The sequence below is a fragment of the Saccharopolyspora erythraea genome (genome assembly GCF_018141105.1).
Classification (GTDB): Bacteria; Actinomycetota; Actinomycetes; order Mycobacteriales; family Pseudonocardiaceae; genus Saccharopolyspora_D; species Saccharopolyspora_D erythraea_A.
Genome location: NZ_CP054839.1, coordinates 172,023 through 190,734, shown reverse-complemented (window position 1 = coordinate 190,734; position 18,712 = coordinate 172,023). Strand labels below are relative to the sequence as shown.

19 protein-coding genes and 1 pseudogene are annotated in these 18,712 nt (G+C 71.1%); 9 read left to right on the top strand and 11 right to left on the bottom strand.

All coding sequences use genetic code 11. The features are described 5' to 3' along the window. Positions 1-39: 39 nt before the first annotated feature. Positions 40-2,001, bottom strand: a complete 1,962-nt coding sequence (locus tag HUO13_RS00825) for a glycosyltransferase (RefSeq protein WP_282975639.1) — start codon at positions 1,999-2,001, stop codon at positions 40-42. A 3-nt stretch (positions 2,002-2,004) separates the two neighbouring features. Next, positions 2,005-3,192, bottom strand: a complete 1,188-nt coding sequence (gene glf / locus HUO13_RS00820; RefSeq protein ID WP_211899618.1) for a UDP-galactopyranose mutase — start codon at positions 3,190-3,192, stop codon at positions 2,005-2,007. 530 nt (positions 3,193-3,722) lie between these two features. On the opposite strand from glf, the pseudogene HUO13_RS00815 reads away from it, so the two are divergent. Further along, positions 3,723-4,880 (top strand): annotated as a pseudogene (locus HUO13_RS00815) (glycosyltransferase 87 family protein). 91 nt (positions 4,881-4,971) lie between these two features. Continuing rightward, positions 4,972-6,093 carry a peptidoglycan recognition protein family protein gene (locus tag HUO13_RS00810; protein WP_211899617.1) on the top strand — a complete coding sequence of 374 codons (1,122 nt, stop codon included), beginning with the start codon at positions 4,972-4,974 and terminating at the stop codon, positions 6,091-6,093. A 22-nt stretch (positions 6,094-6,115) separates the two neighbouring features. Here HUO13_RS00810 and HUO13_RS00805 read toward each other — a convergent pair whose 3' ends face one another. Next, positions 6,116-6,988, bottom strand: a complete 873-nt coding sequence (locus tag HUO13_RS00805) for an LLM class flavin-dependent oxidoreductase (RefSeq protein WP_211899616.1) — start codon at positions 6,986-6,988, stop codon at positions 6,116-6,118. An 88-nt stretch (positions 6,989-7,076) separates the two neighbouring features. Between HUO13_RS00805 and HUO13_RS00800 the strand changes: the two genes are divergently transcribed. Further along, positions 7,077-7,889, top strand: coding sequence for an HAD family hydrolase (locus tag HUO13_RS00800; RefSeq protein WP_211899615.1), 813 nt, complete (start codon positions 7,077-7,079; stop codon positions 7,887-7,889). 6 nt (positions 7,890-7,895) lie between these two features. On the opposite strand, the gene HUO13_RS00795 is transcribed toward HUO13_RS00800, so the two are convergent. Then, positions 7,896-8,489 carry a helix-turn-helix domain-containing protein gene (locus HUO13_RS00795; RefSeq protein WP_211899614.1) on the bottom strand — a complete coding sequence of 198 codons (594 nt, stop codon included), beginning with the start codon at positions 8,487-8,489 and terminating at the stop codon, positions 7,896-7,898. Between the two features lie 94 nt (positions 8,490-8,583). Here HUO13_RS00795 and HUO13_RS00790 point away from each other — a divergent pair, with 94 nt between their 5' ends. Continuing rightward, positions 8,584-9,213, top strand: a complete 630-nt coding sequence (locus HUO13_RS00790) for an endonuclease (RefSeq protein WP_211899613.1) — start codon at positions 8,584-8,586, stop codon at positions 9,211-9,213. On the opposite strand, the gene serS is transcribed toward HUO13_RS00790, so the two are convergent. From serS to HUO13_RS00775, 3 genes are all read right to left on the bottom strand, one after another. Further along, positions 9,203-10,468: a serine--tRNA ligase gene (serS, locus tag HUO13_RS00785; RefSeq protein ID WP_211899612.1), complete on the bottom strand. Its 1,266-nt coding sequence runs from the start codon at positions 10,466-10,468 to the stop codon at positions 9,203-9,205. The two genes, HUO13_RS00790 and serS, sit on opposite strands and share 11 nt — an antisense overlap. Positions 10,469-10,537: 69 nt before the next feature. Then, positions 10,538-11,707 (bottom strand): glutathionylspermidine synthase family protein, encoded by a 1,170-nt coding sequence (locus tag HUO13_RS00780; protein ID WP_211899611.1) that lies wholly within the window; start codon positions 11,705-11,707, stop codon positions 10,538-10,540. Positions 11,708-11,711: 4 nt separating this feature from the next. Then, positions 11,712-12,371, bottom strand: coding sequence for a hypothetical protein (locus HUO13_RS00775; RefSeq protein ID WP_249124366.1), 660 nt, complete (start codon positions 12,369-12,371; stop codon positions 11,712-11,714). Between the two features lie 139 nt (positions 12,372-12,510). Between HUO13_RS00775 and HUO13_RS00770 the strand changes: the two genes are divergently transcribed. Beyond that, complete coding sequence (locus HUO13_RS00770; protein ID WP_211899610.1) at positions 12,511-13,509, top strand: septum formation family protein; 999 nt, start codon at positions 12,511-12,513, stop codon at positions 13,507-13,509. Positions 13,510-13,549: 40 nt separating this feature from the next. Next, positions 13,550-13,900, top strand: coding sequence for a metallopeptidase family protein (locus tag HUO13_RS00765; protein ID WP_211899609.1), 351 nt, complete (start codon positions 13,550-13,552; stop codon positions 13,898-13,900). A 37-nt stretch (positions 13,901-13,937) separates the two neighbouring features. Here the strand turns inward: HUO13_RS00765 and HUO13_RS00760 are convergent, their stop codons facing one another. Together HUO13_RS00760 and pheA are read right to left on the bottom strand one after the other, a co-directional pair. Next, positions 13,938-14,579, bottom strand: coding sequence for a histidine phosphatase family protein (locus tag HUO13_RS00760; protein ID WP_211899608.1), 642 nt, complete (start codon positions 14,577-14,579; stop codon positions 13,938-13,940). Then, a complete protein-coding gene (gene pheA / locus HUO13_RS00755; RefSeq protein WP_211899607.1) occupies positions 14,576-15,499 on the bottom strand; it encodes a prephenate dehydratase in 924 nt (307 codons plus the stop codon). The genes HUO13_RS00760 and pheA overlap by 4 nt, the downstream gene beginning before the upstream one ends. Before the next feature lie 121 nt (positions 15,500-15,620). Here pheA and HUO13_RS00750 point away from each other — a divergent pair, with 121 nt between their 5' ends. Further along, positions 15,621-16,220: a macro domain-containing protein gene (locus HUO13_RS00750; RefSeq protein ID WP_432757813.1), complete on the top strand. Its 600-nt coding sequence runs from the start codon at positions 15,621-15,623 to the stop codon at positions 16,218-16,220. Positions 16,221-16,325: 105 nt separating this feature from the next. On the opposite strand, the gene HUO13_RS00745 is transcribed toward HUO13_RS00750, so the two are convergent. Next, positions 16,326-16,808 (bottom strand): Hsp20/alpha crystallin family protein, encoded by a 483-nt coding sequence (locus HUO13_RS00745; RefSeq protein WP_211899605.1) that lies wholly within the window; start codon positions 16,806-16,808, stop codon positions 16,326-16,328. A gap of 192 nt (positions 16,809-17,000) precedes the next feature. Between HUO13_RS00745 and HUO13_RS00740 the strand changes: the two genes are divergently transcribed. Both HUO13_RS00740 and HUO13_RS00735 read left to right on the top strand, forming a co-directional pair. Continuing rightward, on the top strand, positions 17,001-17,540 hold the full coding sequence (locus HUO13_RS00740; RefSeq protein WP_211899604.1) for a DoxX family protein: 540 nt from the start codon (positions 17,001-17,003) through the stop codon (positions 17,538-17,540). Positions 17,541-17,596: 56 nt separating this feature from the next. Further along, complete coding sequence (locus tag HUO13_RS00735) at positions 17,597-18,238, top strand: response regulator (protein WP_029621489.1); 642 nt, start codon at positions 17,597-17,599, stop codon at positions 18,236-18,238. Positions 18,239-18,432: 194 nt separating this feature from the next. On the opposite strand, the gene HUO13_RS00730 is transcribed toward HUO13_RS00735, so the two are convergent. Then, positions 18,433-18,660: a LapA family protein gene (locus HUO13_RS00730; protein ID WP_211899603.1), complete on the bottom strand. Its 228-nt coding sequence runs from the start codon at positions 18,658-18,660 to the stop codon at positions 18,433-18,435. Positions 18,661-18,712: the final 52 nt, after the last annotated feature.

The window sequence follows — 18,712 nt, the reverse complement described above, 5'->3', positions numbered from 1 at the left end:
CGGGGGTTGGTTAAGCGCTCAGGCTCGGTGGTTCGGGGGTCACTTCTGGTCGAAGACCTGTTTCCAGGACTCGGCGCTGGTGAGTTCGGGCAGGGCCGCACGGTACGCCTCCCGCAGCCGGGACCACTCCTTGCCCAGCCTGCGGTAGTTGGCCATCGCCCGGAGGCCGAGCCTGCGGAACTCCTCCGGGTTGCGGCGGCGGAACGCCACCCCGCTGCCGTCGGCGTTGGACACCGTCGCGCTGTCGAGGTTGCCGAGCAGGAACCAGCGGGCGCTGGCGGCGGGCACGTTGAGCTGCGGCCGGTCCGCCGCCTCCCGGTTCGGCTCCTTGAGGTTGTGCAGCAGCGCCTTGGACGCGCGGGCGGCGATCACCGCCGGGTTCACCGGCGGCTTGAGCAGGCCCTCGGCCATCACCGGGTCGGCCGACGGCGGCGGGAACTCCCGGGCCGACGGCAGGGTCTGCGCGTCCTCGTAGTGCTTGCGCAGCTCGCGGACCTCGGGCAGCGCCGTGCGCAGGGACTCGAAGAGCCCCTCCGGCCCGGCCATGAAGTCCTCCAGGGCCTTCTGCTGCACCGCGACCGTCGAGTACTCCATCGACAGCAGGTGGCGCAGCGCCAGCTTGAGGCCCTGCTTGACGATCGGGACCTTCACCTCGTCCGGGCTGTGCAGCGCGGCGAGGATCAGGCGGTTGCGGGTGTGGAAGTACGCGGTCCAGTCGGTCGCGTCGTTCTTGTCGGTCCACGGCATGTGCCAGATCGCCGCACCCGGCAGCGTCACCGTCGGGTAGCCGTGGCCGCCGGCGCGCAGCGAGTACTCCGCGTCGTCCCACTTGATGAACAGCGGCAGCGGCAGGCCGGTGCGCTCGATCACCTCGCGCGGGAACAGGCACATCCACCAGCCGTTGTAGTTGGCGTGGATGCGCTGGTGCACCTTCTTGCTGCGGCGCAGCGGCTTCTTGGCGAAGTCGTGGTCGGTCACCGCGCCCGGCGCCGGCCGCCACATCGCGCCGCCGATGTCGACGACCTCGCCCATGGTGTGCAGGCGCGAGCGGGCCTGCAGGTTGAGCATCTGGCCACCGACGATGACCGGCTGCGACGACGCGCGGGCGAAGGCGTTCGCCCGCAGCACGCCGTCGGGCTCCAGGGCGATGTCGTCGTCGATCAGCATGACCTGCGCGGCGTCGGAGTTGTAGACGCCTTCGTACATCACCCGGCCGAAGCCTCCGGCACCGCCGAGGTTGGCCTGCTCGATCACCTGGAGCTTGTCGCCGAGCCGGGCGGCGGCCTCGTCGAAGCCCTCGGTGTCGCGGATCTTCTGGGGACCCTGGTCGGCGACCACGACGCGCTCCACCACGTCGAGGACCTGCGGGTCCTCGCCCAGCGTCTTCAGCGCGGTCACGCAGTCGGCCGGGCGGATGGTGGTGGTGCCGACCACGACCTTCTGCCTGGGCAGGTCCAGGTCCGTGGTCCACGCCGCCTCGTCGACCTCCAGCGAGGCGTCGTTGGTGAACACGTCGAACCAGATCCAGCCGCCGTCCTCGAACGGCGTCAGCGACACCCGGAACTCCAGGTCGGTCCAGCTGTCCTGGCTGCTGACGTGGGTGCCCTGCAGGTGCACGCTGTCACCGTTGGGCTTGGAGCGGTAGACGTCGAGCCGACCGGCCCCCTTGACCTTCAGCCGCAGCACGACCTCGCTGACCTTCGTCCAGCGCTTCCAGTAGCTCGCGGGGAAGGCGTTGAAGTACGAGGCGAACGAGAGCTTGCTGTGCGAGGGGACCCGCACCGAGCGCCGCGAGACGACGGTGGCCGAGCTGGACAGCGTCTCGGGCTCGTCGATGTAGAGCGCGCGGACGTCCAGCGGGTCCTCGTCGCGGGGGAACACGACGCGCTGGAGCACCTGCTCGGCGGCCACCTGCGAACCGCCGGCGCGCACCGACGCGACGTCGCTGAGCTTGCTCTCCCCCGCCGCCGCGGTTGGGGCTTCAGTGGTCCGGTCGGTCACGCGTCAGTCCTCCAGGGAGCCGTCCAGCGAACGGCCCTCGGTGAAATACGGGGCGATCTTGTTGTCGAACATGCTCAGTGCCGAACCGATCGCCATGTGCATGTCCAGGTACTTGTAGGTCCCGAGCCGTCCGCCGAAGACGACCTTGCGCTCCTTGGCCTCCTTCTTGGCCAGCTCGCGGTAGGCCTCCAGCTTGCTGCGGTCCTCGGGCGTGTTGATCGGGTAGTACGGCTCGTCGCCGCTCTCGGCGAACCGCGAGTACTCCCGGACCACCACGGTCTTGTCCTTCGGGTAGTCCCGCTCCGGGTGGAAGTGCCGGAACTCGTGGATCCGGGTGTAGGGCACCTCCTCGTCGGCGTAGTTCATCACCGACGTGCCCTGGAAGTCCCCGGTGTTCACGACCTCGGTCTCGAAGTCCAGCGTCCGCCAGCCCAGCTCGCCCTCGACGTAGTCGAAGTAGCGGTCCAGCGGCCCGGTGTAGATCACCGGCACGCCCTCGGGCAGGTCGCCGCGCACGTCGAAGTAGTCCGTGCTCAAACGCACGTCGATGTTCGGGTGCTCGGCCATCTTCTCCAGCCACGCGGTGTAGCCGTCGACCGGCAGACCCTCGTAGCTGTCGTTGAAGTACCTGTTGTTGAAGTTGTAGCGAACGGGCAGCCGCGTGATGTTGCCCGCGGGCAGCTCCTTGGGGTCGGTCTGCCACTGCTTGGCCGTGTACCCCTTGATGAACGCCTCGTAGAGGGGACGGCCGATCAGCGAGATGGCCTTCTCCTCGAGGTTCTGCGCGTCAGCGGTGTCGATCTCGGCTGCCTGCTCGGCGACCAGCGCCTTGGCCTCGTCCGGCGTGAACGCGCGGCCGAAGAACTGGCACAGCAGGCCCAAGTTCATCGGCATCGAGTAAATCTGCCCCTGATGCCTGGTGAACACCCGGTGCTGATAGTCGGTGAAGTCGGTGAACTGGTTCACGTAGTCCCACACGCGCTTGTTCGAGGTGTGGAACAGGTGCGCACCGTAGCGGTGCACCTCGATACCGGTTTCGGGCTCCGCCTCCGAATAGGCGTTGCCGCCGATGTGGTCACGTCGGTCCAGCACCAGCACCCGCTTGTCCAGCTGGGTCGCGGTGCGCTCTGCGATCGTCAGTCCGAAGAAGCCGGAACCCACAACGATCAGGTCATAGCCTGCGAAGCTCACAGTCGACGAGGGTAGCGGGGACGGACCTCCGCTCCGAAACCGCGTTGACGTTAGGCGGTACACATCGCTACTGGGCGTGTCGAGATCACCTCTTTCCATGCCTTTCCGCTGGCCACGGCAAGTTGTTTAACCACGTCGGGTGAGGAAATGAGCACTGTTCGTCGTCGAGATTGCGCCCGCGCCCCGCTGAAGGGTGACTCGCCGGTGAGTCGTAGCGGGTAGCATCGGGGCCCCGGTGGGGCTTCGGACACCCCGCAGGGCTTCCCGCGCATCGACGACGGCTTCGCGGAGGCCCCGGTGGCTCTGGCGGAGCCCGCGAACCCCCGGAACCTCTTCCCAGGTCCAGGAGGGTCTGACGGGGTCCGCGAAGTCCCGCACGGGCTCCGCCGGGACCGCGGAGGTACCGGGAACCGATATTGGAGGGTGATCGAGGCGTGACCCGCACGCGCGAGCGCTACCTGCTGGCCACGGCGATCGTCCTCCAGATCCTGTCGATCTGGTTCGTGCACTGGATCGACACCCGCGGCTACATGGACACCGACATCTACCGGCTCGGTGCCCGCGCGTGGCTGACGGGCCTCGAGGTGTACGGCGACGACCTCACGCCCGAGAGCCCCGACTCCGGCACGCTGCCGTTCATCTACCCGCCGTTCGCCGCGATCCTCTTCACTCCGCTTACCTGGATGTCCTCGGACGCGGCGGTGGTGACCGTCGCGGTGTGCTCGCACCTGGCGATCCTGGTCACGGCGTACTCGCTCGCGCGCTCGTCGACCTACCTGGCCAACCGCGCGGGACAGGTCGCGGTGGCGACCGCGGTGCTGATGCCGTTGCTCACACTGATCGAGCCGACCCGGGAAACGCTCAACTACGGCCAGATCAACCTGGTGCTGATGGCGCTGGTCGCCGCCGACTGCCTGCTGCCGCGCACCCGGTAGCCGCGCGGTCTGCTCGTCGGCATCGCGGCGGCGATCAAGCTGACCCCGCTGGGCTTCCTGCTGCTGTTCCTGCTGCGCCGGGACTTCCGCGCCGCCGCGATGGCCGGCGTCACCTTCGCCGCGAGCGTCCTGCTGGGGCTGCTGGCCGCGCCCGACGACTCCGCCGACTGGTGGCTGGACAAGATGCTGTCCACCGGCGACTCCCTGGGCACCGTCTACGCGGGCAACCTCACCCTGCGCAGCCTGCTGGCGAAGCAGGAACTGACCGGGCTCCCGCTGAACGTGCTGTGGGTCGCCGGTTCGCTGGTGCTGCTGGCGCTGGCCGTGCTCGGCATCCGCTACGCGCTGCGGGTGCGCAACGTGCCGTTGGCGCTGATGGTCAACGCGGTCCTGGTGCTGCTGGTCTCGCCGATCTCCTGGTCGCACCACTGGGTGTGGGCCGGGCCGTTGCTGGCGCTGCTGTTCGCGATGTCGGTGCGCCACCGCTGGCACGGCGTGCTGCTCTCGACCGGGCTCGGCGCGCTGACCGTGCTGGCCGGCCCGCAGTGGTACCTGCCCAACACCGGCGACCGCGAGCTGGACTGGACGTTCTCGCAGCAGGTCGTCGGCAACGCCTACACGCTGCTGGGAATCGCGTTCCTGATCGCAGCGGCGGTGGCGCACTTCCGCATGCACCCGCCGATCCACCGGCCGCCGGAGGCGGTGACGCACGAGCCCGCGCCGTCACACGGCCGACCCAACCTGCCCGCGTAGCGGGTCACTCGTCGGGGTTCGCACGCTCGGCGGCCCCCGATCCGGCACTCGATACTCGCCAGGTCCGCCGAGAGCGAGCTGAGGTGCCGCCATGCGTCTGGGGCTGACCTTCCCGTGCGTCCTGCTGCTGACCGCCGCACTGGCCACGACCGTCCGGGCCGAGCCGCCGGAAGCACCGACCGGCACGGTGGTCGTGCCGCTGGGTGATTCGCCGAGCCGCGGCGGGGAGCGCGAGGTGCGCCTCGACCAGCCGTTCAGCATGGTCGGGCTCACCTGGTCCGGCGAGGCACCCGACCGCGTCGAGCTGCGGCCGCTGACCGAGGGCGGCTGGGGCACCTGGACCGACGCCGAGCTGACCTCCGCGCGGGGCAGCGAGCCGGTGTGGACCGGCCGCACGACAGGGGTGCAGGTCCGGGCCACCCGCGGTGGCGACGACGTGACCGGTGAGCTGCGGCTGGTCGCCCTCCGGCCGTCGGCGGGCAGCGCGCCGGTCGCCGCGCCGCCTCCCGGGGCTCCGGCGCCGGACCCGACGCCCGAACCCACCGCCGCGCCGTCGTCGCTCCCTGAGGCGCCGTCGTCCGCGGCCGGACCGTCGTCCGCCGTCGCGACGCCGCGGCACGCGTCCGCACCGCCGCCACTGGTGCGGCGCGCCGACTGGGGCGCCGATGAGCGGAGCATGACGTGGACGCCGCAGCCCACCGAGACCAGGGCGGCGGTCGTGCACCACACGGCGGGCACCAACGACTACGGCTGCGCCGACTCGGCCGCGATCGTGCGCGGCATCTTCGAGTACCACGCGGTGCACCTGGGCTGGGGCGACATCGGCTACCACGCGCTGGTCGACAAGTGCGGCACCATCTTCGAGGGCCGGGCGCAGGGGCTGGAGCGCGACGTGATCGGCGGTCACGCCATGGGTTTCAACCCGAACACCTTCGGTGTGGCGATGCTCGGCAGCTTCCAGGACGTCGTCCCCACCTCCGAGGCGCTCACCGCCACGGGCGCCATCATCGGCTGGAAGCTCCGCGAGTCGGGGGTCGCGCCGGATTCCGCGGTGGAGCTGGTGTCGACCGGAGGCAAGGGGTCGCTGCACCCGCCGGGCGCGGGCGTCCGGCTGCCTGCGATCTTCGCCCACCGCGATGTCGGGCAGACGCTTTGCCCAGGTCAGCTGGCCTACGACCGGCTCGACGAGATCCGCTCCGCCGCCCTGGGCTGAGCGCGGGACCGGGCGAGCCGGGTCACAGCTCCGGCAGCACCTCGGAGGCGATCTCCTCCACTGTGGACTCCTTGCCCGCGAAGGGTTCCTCCGGCCGCGGCCAGTGGCTGATCACGTCGGTGAAGCCCAGCTCATCGGCCCGGCCGACGACCTCGCGGAAGTACTCCACGCTGGACAGCGAGTAGACCGGCGCCGCGTCCAGCGACAGGTACCGGTCGATGCGCGCCGGGTCGCCGCCCTCCTCGGCCACCACGTCGGTGAAGCGCATCGACAGGTCGGCCACCGCGCGCCACCAGGTGTTCAGGTCGTCGGTGTAGCCGCCCGCGGCGATCCAGCCCCGGCCGTACCTGGCGGTCAGACGCATCATCCGCGTGCCGTTGGCGGCGATGGCGAACGGCATCCGGGGCGGCTGCACGCAGCCGGGCGCGCGCCGGGCGTCGACGGCGGTGAAGTACTCGCCGCGGTAGGTCGTGCTGTCGTGCACCAGGACCTGGTCCAGCACCTCCACGAACTCGGCGAAGCGGTCCACCCGCGCGCTCGCGGGCAGCTCCGAGCCGCCGAGCACGTGCGCGTCGAAGCCGACGCCACCTGCGGCGAGGCCGAGCGTGAAGCGGCCGTCGGAGATGTCGTCGAGCGCGGTGAGCTGGCGGGCGTAGTGCACCGGGTGGCGGAAGTCCGGCGACGACGCGAAGGTGCCGATGCGCAGCGTGCTGGTCACCGTCGCCGCCGCGGTCAGCGTGGTGACCGCGTCGAACCACGGCCGCTCCAGGCCGGGCCGCCAGCCGATGTGGTCGTAGGTCCAGGCGTGGGCGAAGCCGTACTCCTCCGCCATCCGCCACAGCGGTTCAGCCGCCCACCAACGGTGCTCGGGCAGAATCACGATTCCTACGCGCACGCCTCTGACCGTATCGGGTGATCGACTGCGGCGGGGACGTGGCCGGACCCCCGTCCGGTGCGCGGCCCCGACCGGGCAGGATGGTGCCGTGCGCAAACCTGGCCTGGTGGCTTCGGACGTCGACGGAACGCTGCTCGACTCGATGGAGCGGGTGAGCTCCCGCACCGCCGCGACGGTGCGGCGGGTCATGGCCGACGACGTCCCCTTCGTGCTGGTGACGGGCAGGCCACCGCGCTGGATGCCGTCGGTGGTGGCCGGCCTCGGCGTGTCCGGGGTGGCGGTGTGCGCCAACGGCGCCGTGCTCTACGACACCACCGCCGACGCGGTGCTCGCGAGCACCGAGATCGACACCGTGACGCTGCACGACGTGGTCCACGAGCTGCACCACGAGATGCCCGGCTGCGCCGTCGCGGTGGAGCGCACGACCGGCGGCGCCAACGACCGCGTGCACGAGCAGTTCCTCGCCGAGGAGGACTTCCGGCAGGTCTGGCCCAACTCCGACATCCACGTCGCCGCCCCCGACGAGCTCGTCGGCAAGCCCGCGGTGAAGCTGCTGGTGCTGCACGACCGGATGAACAGCGCCCAGATGGCAGCGATCGCCGAGGAGGTCGTCGGCGACCGCCTGGAGATGACCTACTCCACCGGCGCCGGGATGATCGAGTTCTCCGCCGCGGGTGTGGACAAGGCGAGCGGGCTGCGCTCGGTCGCCGCCGATCTCGGGGTGGACCAGGCCGACGTCATCGCCTTCGGCGACATGCCCAACGACGTTTCGATGCTCTCCTGGGCGGGGCACGGCGTGGCGATGCGCAACGCCCACGAGGCGGCCCTGGCGGTCGCCGACGAGGTCACCGCCACCAACAACGACAACGGTGTGGCGCAGGTGCTGGAACGCTGGTGGTGACCGGCGTCAGGTCGGCGCGAGCAGGGTCGCGCCGACGGCGAGGAACTCCGCGTCCTGCCCGCCCGCCGCGGACAGCTTGTGCGGGACCTTCGAGCTGAAGCTCACGCTGTCGCCCGCCCCCAGCGTCGTGGAGTCCGACTCGAACTCCACGTGCAGCTCACCGCTGAGCACGTAGAGCCAGTCGTGGCCCACGTGGCGGACCGGGCGCACGCCGGAGCTGGCCGACGACAGCCGGTACCGCGCCGCGTAGAGGCCGGGGATCACCGCGCGCGGGGTCAGGACCTGCACCGACATGCCACCGTCATCGACCGACGGCACCTCGTCGCCGCGCAGGACCACCGCCGCGGGCCCGGGCCGGGCGTCGGTGAACAGCTCCGGGAGTCCGACGCCGAGCGCCTCGGCGAGCTGCGCCAGCACCGGCAGCGACGGCGTCGCGGTGCCGGACTCGACACCGGCCAGTTGCGCCTGCTCCAACTCGGCCCGCCGCGCCAGGGTCGCCTGGTCGAGGCCGCGCTCGCTGCGCAGGCGGACGATCCGGCCGCCCAGCCCCGCCAGCGCCTGACCCGCCGAGCCGCTTGGGGTTTCCGGTTGGTCCGACACGCCACCACCATAGGTCGACTTCTGCGCCGACGCGCGTGGCCGGAGTGTGCCCCCGGCACGAGCCGGGTAGACGCGGAACGGGAGGTGGACACCGATGTCGACTAAGACCGCCGTGCGCGACCTGCTCGACCAGGCGGGCACCACCTACGCCGAGGAGGCGGGCATCAAGCTCGAGGACAAGCCCTCTCCGCTGTACCGGCTGCTGGTGCTCTCGGTGCTGCTGTCCACGCGGATCAAGGCGGGCATCGCGGTGTCGGCCGCGCGGGAGCTGGCCGAGTTCGGCACCCCGCGCAAGATGCGCGACGCGACCTGGCAGCAGCGGGTGGACGCCCTCGGCCGCGGGCACTACGTCCGCTACGACGAGAGCACGGCGACCGCGCTGGGCGACGGCGCCGAGCACCTGCTCGACCGCTGCCAGGGAGACCTGCGCAAGCTCCGCGACGAAGCCGAAGATGACATCAAGGCGCTCAAGAGCAAGCTGCAGGAGGTCAAGGGCCTGGGACCGGTCGGCGCGGAGATCTTCTGCCGCGAGGCACAGGCCGTCTGGCCGGAGCTACGCCCCTACTTCGACAAGAAGGCCCTCTCCGGCGCCGAGAAGGTCGGGCTGCCCAAGGACGCGAAGCGGCTCGCCGAGCTGGTCGGTGAGGACGACCTGGCCCGGCTCGCCGCCGCGCTCGTGCGGGCCACGCTGGAGAAGGACGTGGCCGAGAAGGTCAGCGCGTAGGTTCGAGCACCTCGCGCCCGCCCAGGAACGGCCGCAGCGCCTCCGGCACCCGCACCGAGCCGTCGGCCTGCTGGTGGTTCTCCAGGATCGCCACGATCCAGCGGGTGGTGGCCAGCGTGCCGTTGAGGGTGGCCGCGATCCGGGTCGGCCCCTCGGCCTCCCGGTAGCGGGTGTTGAGCCGCCGCGCCTGGAACGTGGTGCAGTTCGAGGTGGAGGTCAGCTCGCGGTAGGTCTGCTGGCTGGGGATCCACGCCTCGCAGTCGTACTTGCGGGCCGCGCTGGCACCGAGATCGCCCGCCGCGGTGTCGATCACCCGGTAGGGCACCTCGATCTTGGCCAGCATCTCCTCCTCCCAGCCCAGCAGCCGCTCGTGCTCGGCGACCGCGTCCTCCTCGCGGCAGTAGACGAACATCTCCAGCTTGTTGAACTGGTGCACGCGGATGATGCCGCGTGTGTCGCGGCCGTAGGAGCCCGCCTCGCGGCGGAAGCACGACGACCAGCCCGCGTAGCGCAGCGGGCCGGCGCCGAGGTCGACGATCTCGCCCGCGTGGTAGCCCGCCAGCGGGACCTCGGAGGTGCCGACCAGGTAGAGGTCGTCCTCCTCCAGCCGGTAGACCTCGGAGGCGTGCGCGCCGAGGAAGCCGGTGCCCTCCATGATCTCGGGGCGCACCAGGACCGGCGGCACGACCAGCGTGAAGCCGTTGGCCGTGGCGTGCGCGGCGGCCATGTTCAGCAGCGCCAGCTCGAGCTGCGCTCCGATGCCGGTGAGGAAGTAGAAGCGGGCGCCGGAGACCTTCGCCCCGCGCTCCATGTCCATCGCGCCCAGCGCGACGCCCAGCTCCAGGTGGTCCTTGACCTCGAAGTCGAACTCACCGGGCACGCCGACGTGCTTGAGCACGGCGTAGTCGTCCTCACCGCCCGGGGGGACACCCGGCCCGACGATGTTGGAGAGCTTCTTCTGCGCGTCGACCAGCGCCTGGTCGGCCTCGCCCTGCTCGGCCTCGGCCTCCTTGACCTGGGCCGAGAGCTCCTTGGCCTGCTTGAGCAGGTGCTCGCGCTCCTCGCCCGCGGCCTTGCCGACCTGCTTGCCGAGCTGCTTCTGCTCGGCGCGCAGCGTGTCCGCCCGGGACACCGCTGACCTGCGACGCTCGTCGGCGGACAGCAGCGCGTCCACCACCGACGCGTCCTCGCCCCTGGCGCGCTGCGAAACGCGCACGGCTTCCGGATCCTCGCGTAGCGTCTTCAGGTCGATCACAGCAGGTCAGCCTAGCCGCCTCCGCGCACGGCACCCTGCCCGGGTCGGGCTCGCCGCGCCCGGCGGTGGTCAGCCCCCGTCGGGGATGCGGTGCGGGACGAACGCGGCGCCGTCGTCGGTGATCAGACCGGCCGTCTCGCGGATGCCGAGCCCGGCCGAGGAGTCGCCGACGACCCACGCACCCAGCGCCGGCCGCATCCCGTCGAACTCGGGCAGCGGGTCGAACGCCTGGTACACGAAGCCCTCCTCGCCGTAGAAGCCGCCGGTCTCGGTCTCCCAGCCCGGCGCGACGATGGAGATGTTGTTGCCCTCGCGGCCCAGCAACGGCTTGCGCACGTACTCGGTGAGCAGCCCGGGCTGGCCGATGTAGGCGGGCAGCAGGTTCGGGTGCCCCGGGTGCATCTCCCACAGGATCGCCAGCAGCGCCTTGTTGGACAGCAGCATCTTCCACAGCGGCTCGATCCACTGCGTCTGCGGCAGCGTCTTGACCGCGTGGGTGCCGAAGTCGTCGTCGACCATCCACTCCCAGGGGTAGATCTTGACGACCGAGCTCATCGGCGCCTCTTCGAGGTCGACGAAGCGCTCCAGCAGGCTGTCCCAGCCGATCTCCTCGATGGCCAGCCCGACGGTGTCCAGGCCCGCCTCGGCGGCGGTCTCCTGCAGGTAGGCGGCGGTCAGGTTGTCCTCACCGGAGGTGTCCGAACCCGACCAGGTGAAGTGCACCTCGTTGGTGCCGAGCTGCTTGCCTATCTCCTCCCAGCGCTCGACCAGCTTCTCGTGGATGGAGTTCCACTGGTCGTCGCCCTCGTGGACCTCGGTCAGCCAGTGCCACTGCACGACCGCGGCCTCCAGCAGCGAGGTCGGCGTGTCGGCGTTGTACTCGAGCAGCCTGGCCGGGCCGGACCCGTCGTAGCGCAGGTCGAAGCGGCCGTAGAGGTGCGGGTCGTGGCGCTTCCACGACTCGGCAATGTGCGGCCACACCCATTCCGGGATACCGAAGTCGCGGTAGCGCTCGGTGGTGACCACGTGGTCGACCGCGTCCAGGCACATCGAGTGCAGCAGCTCGACGTCGGCCTCCAGCGACAGCACCTCGTCGAGGCCGAACTCGTAGTGCACGCCCTCGTCCCAGTAGGGCCGCTGGGAGCCGTCCGCGGCACGCGCGGGCGTGCCGAAGACCAGCCCCAGCTCCTCGACCTTCGACTGCCAGTCCGGCCGCCGCTGCGTTGTCCTGCGCCGCACCCGCTCAGCTCCCGCTACCGGACTTGTTGTTGATGCCGAAACCACCGCGCGAGACGGTCGAGCCCTTGCTGTCCTTGATGGTGGCGCCTTCCGGCTTGGTGAAGTTCGGGCTCGACACCGGCTGGCCGACCGTCGGGGCCGCTGTCCCGCTCGGCGTGTAGCTGTGCCGGTACTGCACGGGCGGCCCGATGGGGGACCCGCCGATGAAGAACGGCATGAAGAACATGCCGGTGGAGTGGTTGTAGTGGCCTCCGTGGCTCTGCGCGTACCCCTCCGTGCACATCTCGTCGTCCACCGCGACCAGTTGCCCCTGCGGGTTGGGCGCCGTGCAGGTCTGCGTGTACTCCTCCGGCTGCGCGGCCGTGTAGAACGCCGCGACGAGGGCCACCACGCCTACCGTGGCACCGCCGCCGATCATCACCCGGCGCCGCGTGCGGGTCTTGCGCTCGGCCTCGGCCAGCTCCGCGGCCTGCTTCTCCTCGCGCCGCTTCTCGGCGGCGATCCTGGCGCGCTGCTCGGCGAGCGTGGGCTCGCGCGGCGCCGTCGATTCGGGATCCTGGTAGCGCATCTGGCCGCGACGCTGTTCGCCGTCACCCGGCGTCGTCGTCGGCTCCTGGCCCTGCGGCTTGTCGTCGTCTGCCAATGGTCCGCCACTTCCGGTCATCGCCCACTCCCAGCAGCAACATTACCCACCTGAATGGTGGAGGGGTGTCCGACCGTGTGACGAACGATGACGTGAATCGGTTTCGAACCGAGATGAGCGCATCAGGCAGCGCACAGGTCGCCGAGGCATCATGTGTTCGATGGCCGACACCGACTCCTCCACCAGGACCAGCCGCAGGAAGCCCCACACGCGGCTGGTGATGATCTCGGCCGCCATCGGCGCGATGCTGATCCTGCTGATCAGCGCGCTGCTGAACTGGCCGTCCGGCGGCGACGGGGTCGGGGGGCCCGGCCGGATCGGCTCCGCCCCGGCACCCCGCGCCGTGTTCAGCGCCAAGGCGGGCACCTGCCTCAACTGGACCGAGCCCGACGCCGCCGACATCCGGCAGGTCACCTGCAGCGAAGCGCACCTGTTCGAGGTGACCGGCACCGCCGACCTCAAGGGGGAGTTCGGCCCGCAGGCTCCGTTCCCGGACACCGAGCAGTGGCAGCAGCTCAAGACCGACCGCTGCACGCAGGTCTCGGCGCAGTTCCTGTCCGGCCGGTTCGACCCCCACGGCCGGTTCGCGGTCGGGGCCTTCACCCCGAGCGAGCAGGGCTGGGCCGAGGGCGACCGGACGCTGCACTGCGGTCTCCAGCAGCCCGGCCCGTCCGGCAAGCTCTACCGGGTCAGCGGCAGCGCTTCCAAGATCGACCAGTCCAACGTCTACGACGAGGGCCGCTGCCTGGGCATCAACGGCACCGCCGTGTGGGACCCGGTGGACTGCGCCCAGCTGCACTCGGTGGAGATCACCGGCGTGGTCGACCTCGGCGAGCAGTTCCCGGGCGGCTTCCCGGCGGTGCCCGAGCAGGACAACTTCCTGGCCACCAGGTGCGGCGAGCTGACCGCCGGCTACGCGGGCGGGCCGACCGTGGTCCGCGACAAGGGCCTGACGACGTACTGGGACACCCTGCCGATGGAGAGCTGGGACGCCGGGTCGCGCAAGGTCAACTGCAAGGTCAGCGCGCAGCTGCCGGACGGCAGCGGGCTGGCGCCGGTGACCGGCAGCGTCAAGGGCGAGGTGCGGGTGGACAAGGAGCCCGCCCCCGAGGACGCCGCCCCGGTGCAGCCGGGCGTGCCGGCCGAGGGCGAGCGCTGAAGCACGCCGGCGCGGTCCGGTTTGGGGTAGAACTGGGGTCGTGCCGGTGGAGATGACCAGGGCTCGGTTCGAGGAGCTGGTGGCCGACGCGCTGGACCTGCTGCCCGCGGAGTTCGCGTCGGCGATGAACAACGTCGTCGTGCTCGTCGAGGACCGCAACGCCGAGGACCCGTCGCTGCTCGGGCTGTACGAGGGCATCGCCCTCACCGAGCGCGACAGCACCTACGGCGGGGTGCTGCCGGACCACATCACGATCTACCGCGAGGCGCTGCTGGACGTGTGCGCCGACGAGGACGAGGTCGTCGACGAGGTGGCCGTGACCGTGGTGCACGAGATCGCTCACCACTTCGGCATCGACGACGAGAAGCTGCACGCCCTCGGCTGGGGCTGACCTCGCGCGGCGCGGCGGTCGCCGCCGCGCCGGCCGCTCAGATGCCGAGGCCGTCCCACTCCACGCTGTGCCAGCCGGTCGCCGTGGGCGCCGGTTCGAGCACGATCACGCCGGTGTTGGGCAGGTAGGCGGCGTTGGCGCCGGCGGCGTCGACGTTGGCCGCCAGGTGAGCCGCGGCCAGCCGTAGCATCGCCCCGTGGCTGACCAGCACCACCGAGCCGCCGGTGGCGCCGTCGAGGGCCTGCCGGGCCGCGCCGAGGAAGCGCGCGAGCGCCTCGCGGCCGGTCTCGCCGCCCGGCATCGGCACGTCGAGGTCGCCGAAGTGCCAGCTCCGGTAGATGTCCTCGAACCGCTGCCGCGACTCGCCGTCGGTGGTGCCCTCCAGGTCGCCGACGTAGATCTCCTGCGTGCCGTCGACGACCTCGACGTCCAGGCCGTGGTGCCGCGCCAGCGGCGCGGCGGTCTGCTGGGCGCGGACCGCGCGGCTGGCGCGGATCGCCACGACCTTCTCCTCGGCGAGCCGGTCGGCGAGCGCGCGGGCCTGCCGCCTGCCCTCGTCGGTCAGCGCGGGGCCGGGCGGCAGGGTGTCCAGCGCGTGCACCACGTTCGACGGGGTCTGCCCGTGCCTGGCCAGAACCAGGCGGGCGCCGTCGGAGCCGAGGGCGAGTTCGTCGGTCATGCGATCCTTCCAGCTCGGATGTCGTCCAGCCACCGCGCCGAGGCCCGGAACGCCTGCTCGGACGCCGACGGGCGGATGGCCGAAGGCGCGCGGTCGGCCTTCGGGTAGGAGCCCAGGAAGCGGACCTCGCTGCAGCGGCGCCGCAGCGCGGCCAGCGCGTCGCCGACCCGGGAGTCGGCGACGTGCCCGTCGAAGTCGAGGAAGAACCGGTACTCGCCGAGGCGGTCCTTGGTCGGCCGGGACTCGATGCGGCTGAGGTTGATGTCGCGCAGCGTCAGCTCCGACAGCAGCAGCGCCAGCGTGCCGACCTCGTCGGAGATCACCGCGGCGACCGACGTGCGGTCCGCGCCGGTCGGCTCCGGCGGCGGGCTGGGGCGGCGGACCAGCAGGAAGCGGGTGAAGGCGTCCCGGACGTCGGCGATGCCCGCCGACAGGCGCTCCAGCGATGCGTAGCGCTCGACCGCGATCGGCGCGGCCACCGCGGCGTCGTACTCGCCGTCGCGCACCGCGGCGGCCGCGGCAGCGGTCGAACCCGCGAAGTGCACCTCGGCGCTGGGCAGGTTCGCCTCCAGCCAGCCGCGCACCTGCGCGATGGCGTGCGGGTGGCTGGCCACCGTCGACACGTCTTCGGGCCTGGTGCCCGGGCGGACCAGCACGTCGAACACCACCGGGAGCACGGTCTCGGCGACCGCGACCACCGGCTCGTCGCTGGCGAGCGCGTCCATCGTCGCGGGCACCGATCCCTCGACCGAGTTCTCCACCGGCACCCCGGCGGCGACGACCTCGCCCGAGCGCACCGCCGCGAGCGCCTGCCGCACGCCGTCGTACGGGACGAGCTCGGCGTCGAAGTCGGTGGTCAGGGCTCTGGTCGCCTGTTCGGTGAAAGTTCCCGACGGTCCGAGGTAGGCGATTCGTGGCACGGCGCCCAGCCTACGGGTGGCGCGTTGTGCGCAACGCCACCGGCCGTGTGGCCCAGATCATTCTTCGGATGTGTGACCTACCCGATGACACGAATGCGTTCATTCCTGCGATGCTGTGAGCGTGACCGCGGAGTCGGAGCGCTCGTCGGACGGAGCGGAGCCGGAGCTGCGGCTTGTCCTGTGCGCGTTGGACGAGCCGCTGGCCGCAGCCTGGCATGAGGTGGCCGAGGGCCGGGACGGTGTCGAGGTGCACCGCGGCTCGGTGCTCGACATACCGGTGGACGCGGTGGTCAGCCCCGCGAACTCGTACGGGTGGATGCGCGGCGGCATCGACGCCGTCTACGCGCGGGCCTTCCCAGACGTCGAGCAGCACGTGCGCAGCGCGGTGCTGGCCTACCACGGCGGCGAGCTCCCGGTCGGCGAGGCGCTGCTGGTGCCGACCGGCGCGCCGGCGCCACCCTGGCTGTTCAGCTCTCCCACGATGCGGGAGCCCGGTGAAAGTCTTCCCGCCGACACCGTGCACCCCTACCTGTGCGCGCGGGCCGTGCTGCGGCTGTGGGCGGGCGGTGCGCTGGAGAACGGCGTGCCGGTGCGCGAGTTCGTGCGTTCGATAGCGATGCCGGGACTCGGCACCGGCGTGGGCGGTGCCGCGGCGGAGCTGTGCGCGCGGCAGGTCGCGGCGGCGTGGGACGAGGTCTTCGCCCACGTCGAACACCGCTGACGCCGCCGTCGCAGCCCCGGGGATGACCGAAACCCGGACAGGCGCGAGGGCCCGCGCGCGGCGGGCCCTCAGCACTTCTGAGCACCGGGTCGATCCGGTGCGGCGTCAGCTCAGCTCGGCCTTGCCGTCACCCTGGCGCCTGTCGGCGATCTGGATCTTGGTGGGTGCGGGCTCGGGCTTGCTGACCTCGTGCACCCGCACCTCGAGCACACCGCGGTCGTAGCTCGCCTCGACCTGCTCGGCCGTCACGCCCTCCGGCAGGTTGAACTCCCGCCGGAACGCACCGGTGCGGATCTCGCGCAGCAGCACCGCGCCGTCCTCACCGCTGGTCTTCTCGGTGCGGCGGTGGCCGCTGATCGACAGCCGGCCGTCGGTGACCTCGACCTCGACGTCCTGGGCGATGTCCACGCCCGGCAGCTCCAGCTTGACCACAACGTCCGAACCGTCGCGCTCGACGTTGGTGGCCGGGACGAAGCCCTCGACCCCCTGGTTGCCGAAGAACCGGCGGGTGATGTTGTCGAAGTCGCGGTCCATCTGGCGGACCAGGTTGCCGAACGGGTCCCAGCTCGACCTGCGAACCAGAGTCATCTCGCTCCTCCTGCGTTTCACTGCCGGCTCCTTCGACCGGCTCTCATCCCTACCAACGGCTCTGGCCGTCTTCTTGTTCCCAAGTCTGTAACCAAACTTGAGCGAAGTCAACTCAAGTATGCGCGAGGCAGGCGAGACGCTCTGACAGTGAGTACCGTCGGCGACACCGGACGTACCTGAGGAGGCCCGCAGATGCTCATCCGCCGTTTGGCCCGCCCGCTGCTGGCGACGACGTTCATCTACGGCGGCGTGCAGGCGCTTCGCGATGTGCCCAGCCACGCCAAGGCCGCGAGTCCACTGGTGGAGAAGACCACGGGCAAGGTCCGCGACTCGCTGCCCGAGCAGGTGCCCACCGACCCCGAGACGCTGGTCCGCATCGACGCGATGGTGAAGATCGGCGCGGGAACGATGCTGGCGATGGGCAAGTTCCCGCGCCTGGCCTCGCTGCTGCTCGCGGGCAGCATCGTGCCCACGACCCTGGTCGGGCACCCGTTCTGGGAGATCTCCGACCCGGAGCAGCGCCAGAGCCAGCAGGTCCACTTCTACAAGAACCTCGGGCTGCTCGGCGGCCTGCTGATCTCGGCCGTGGACACCGGCGGCAAGCCGTCGGTCGGCTACCGCGCCCGCCACACGGCGCAGCGCGCCCGCCACACGGCGCACAAGGTCTCCGAGCAGACGCAGCAGGCGGTCGGCACCGGGAAGGGCAAGGGGCGCAAGAAGCGCAGGAAGTGAGCGAGATTCGGCACCTGCCCGCGACACCGCGCGAGCGGCTCCGTAGCGTGGTGCCCGTGCCAGTGCGGGTACTGCTTGTCGATGATCACGAGGTCGTGCGCCGCGGCCTGCGCGACCTGCTCGACACCGAGGACGACGTCGAGATCGTCGCCGAGGCGGGCGGGGTCGACGAGGCGCTGGTCCGCGCCCGCAGCGTCGAACCGGACGTCGCGGTCGTGGACATGCGGCTTCCCGACGGCGACGGCCTGGAGCTGTGCCGCAGGCTGCGCGCCCTCGACCCCGCCCCCTACTGCCTGGTGCTGACCGCGTTCGACGACGAGCAGGCGCTGGTCGGCGCGATCAACGCGGGCGCGTCGGGCTACCTGCTCAAGCAGGTGCGCGGTCAGGACCTGGTCAACGCCGTGCGGGAGGTGGCCGCGGGCCGTTCGCTGCTCGACCCGGTCACCACCGCGCGGGTGCTGGACCGCCTGCGCCAGTCCACCAGCCCGGTCCCCGACGAGCTCGACGCGCTCACCGAGCGCGAGCGCAAGGTGCTGGAGCTGATCGGCGAGGGCCTGACCAACCGGCAGATCGCCGAGCGGCTGTTCCTGGCGGAGAAGACGGTCAAGAACTACGTCACCGCGGTGCTGGCCAAGCTCGGGATGGAGCGCCGCACGCAGGCCGCCGCGTGGGTGGCGCGGCGGCAGAGCCACACCTAGGTTCTGTTTTACAAGCGGCGGAGCCGCTTGCGGCGGGGGACTCAGCCCGACCACCCGCGGGTTCTCAGCCGTCTTCTCGCGAGGACAGCTTCGACGCCACGTATCGGACATACGTCAGTCGGAGATCCCGGAGCGAGAAGGCGGCTAAGGTTCCGCCACGCGCCCCACTACACAAGCCACCTTTGAAACACGTCCTAGCGCTTCGGGCGGTTGAGCAGCAGGCCGACGACGATGCCGACGAGCATGACCGCCACGAGCGCGGTCCACAGCGGCATCGACACCACCGGCACGAAGACCCTGATGTCGACGACGTGCCGGTTCTCCAGGATGAACACCACCGCCAAGGCCACGAGGACGAGCCCGCCCACCACCCGGGGAGACATCCCGTGAGCCCGCTTCTCCGGCCGATTCTGCTTCACCATGAGGGCTCCTAGCCGCTCTTCAATCCCAGCGTGCGCGCTCACGCCGCGCTTT